Origin of the sequence: Hahella sp. CCB-MM4 (genome assembly GCF_002260525.1) — a bacterium.
Classification (GTDB): Bacteria; Pseudomonadota; Gammaproteobacteria; order Pseudomonadales; family Oleiphilaceae; genus Hahella.
Window position 1 is genome coordinate 1 of sequence record NZ_MRYI01000045.1, and the last position, 2529, is coordinate 2529.

Annotated in this window: 1 pseudogene; it reads left to right on the forward strand. The window is 55.3% G+C overall.

Annotated elements, in window-relative coordinates:
- Nucleotides 1-2529 (forward strand): annotated as a pseudogene (locus BTA51_RS28760) (hypothetical protein); the annotation flags it as partial.

Consider the following 2529-nt stretch of genomic DNA (forward strand, 5'->3'; position numbering starts at 1 on the left):
ACGGTCAGGCGACGACCACCGACGTGGTGGTGAACCAGCAGCTCAACGGAGGCGAGTGGATCTCCCTGGGCAGTTTTGCGTTCGGCGGTCAGGGGAAAGTGGAGCTGCTGACCTCTGGGGATGGGGCGGTGGTGGCCGATGCGGTGAAGTTTGAGACTACTGGAGAGGTGGCTGCAAGCCATCGCTATCAGGTGTACAACGCCAAGGGACAGCTCAAATACAGCCTCGATGCTGAAGGCTATATGACCGAGCATGTCTACGACGGAAAAGGACGTGAAGTTGAGACGATTCAGTATGACGAAGCTTTTACGATCACGCCGGACTTCCTGGCACATCTGAACCAGATCGCCCAGGACGGTGGCGAGATGAGTCTGCTCAGCACGGTGGTGGACAGTGAAAGCCAGACAATCCCCGAAGGCTGGACGGCGGGCTCCAGCCTGTCAGGGTTTGAGGGCGAGAACTACCTGTACGCCAGTGGCGGACAACCGTCGTTTATCTGGGAGTCGGCCCTGACGGGCAGTGCACGTCAGGAGGTCTTTGCGAAGTGGACCGCTCACAGTAACCGGGCAAGCAATGCCACCTACCGCATTCATCACCTGGATGGGAACGGTCAGGCGACGACCACCGACGTGGTGGTGAACCAGCAGCTCAATGGGGGGGAGTGGATCTCCCTGGGCAGTTTTGCGTTCGGCGGTCAGGGGAAAGTGGAGCTGCTTACAACGGGGAACGGTACGGTGGTGGCCGATGCGGTGAAGTTTGAGGCGGCAGGAGGACTGTCTGCCAGTCGCAGCTACCAGATCTATGATGCCAAGGGGCAGGTCAGATACAGCATTGATGCCGAAGGCTATGTGACAGGGCATACCTACGATGCTCAGGGGCGGATTGTATCAACGACCGCCTACGATGCCCCGATTTCACAAGACTTTGCCTATTCCGAGCAAAGTGTTGAATGGGCTCTGAAGAATCACTGGGTCCAGGACTTCAGTGATAATACCGATGGGTTTTTGGTACATAACGTTGATAACGCGGTGGCACTGGAAGATGGGCGTTTACGGATGTCATCCGGCACGCACAGCCCTACCGTCTGGCCACAGATTACTGGCACTGACAACACCGCCTTTAAGGCAGGCTTGACCTATCGGACAGAAGTGGAGCTTGGCTCAGAATCTGACGGTCGTCGGCTTACGGTGGCCTTGGAAAGTGCCACTTATGCTTTTGCCACCCCGGAACACCGCAAGCATGGTATTCAGTTTAAAGATGGGCAGATCTTTGCGTATCAGAGATTGAATGAGGCCAGTCAGTTTACGTTGTTGGGAAATGCGAGTGATAACGCGACTTACCTGATTGATATCCAGACGGATGCCTCCGGTACCTGGGTATATGTGTACGAAAAGGGAAACCAGCCCGAAGAAGGTTTTAGCCACTTCCTATCGGGAACCGACTGGGGAGAGGCCAGGCTGGTGGCGTTTACGGAGCTGATGGATCACCAGGTCGCAGACACCTATATACACAGCATGATGCTGACGGATAGTGACACCGATCCGGCAGGTGCCGTGACAAAGAATGTCTATGACGCCCGTGGTCTGGTGAAATACAACATCGATGCCGAGGGCTATGTGACCGAGTATGAGTATGATGCCCAAGGGCGGGTGGTGACGACTCATCGGCATGAGTTAGCGATCGATGCGTCAGGCTCGGTGGCGGACAGCGCAGCCCTGGCCCGTGACTGGCAATGGGACAGTGCTGATTGGTTTAACCTCAAAGGCAGCCTGGACATCACTGCAACCACAGTGAAGAAAACCGGTTCCCTCGATAGCTGGGATACCGAAGCGTTAACCCGGCAGACCTTCCAGGGTCAGGGTGTGGTCGAGTTCGAGATGCCTGCTCTGGGCAAACGGGTGATGATGGGCCTGAACTCGGAGAACAGCAGCGCCCACCACAGCGACCTGGAATATGCGTTTTATAACGGCACCGGCGACATGCTGTTTGTTTATGAAAACGGTGAGAGTAAAGCCCATCTTGCGGTGAAGCAGAAGGCGGGGAACCGTTATCGGATCGAGATGTCGGACGGTCGGGTATCTTACTACGTGCGGGAAGAAGGGCAGTCACAGTTTGAATTGGTGTATGTGTCCACCCAGATCGCCGACCAGAGCAAGGATTATCATGGGGAGGCCAACTTCTTTGATGGTGGTGCCCAGATACAGAACATCCAGATTGCCGGGAGCTATGCCGCCGAGACTGCTCGGACGGTGTATGACGCCAGAGGCCAGGTCAAATACAGCATTGATGCCGAAGGCTATGTGACAGAGCATGAGTACGATGTTCTAGGCCGGGAGATTGCTACCTCGAAGTATGAGCAGTCGCTTGATCTGGAAGCGCTCAATGATTTCACTGTCGTTAGTCTCGATGAAATTCTGAAACCTGAAAATGTCACTTGGTCCTCGATGTCATCGGGGCTGCAGTCAACGACATCTGGCATTGTCAAAACGGGCGCATTTGCCTGGGATGCTTCTGCACGATCCGACCAGA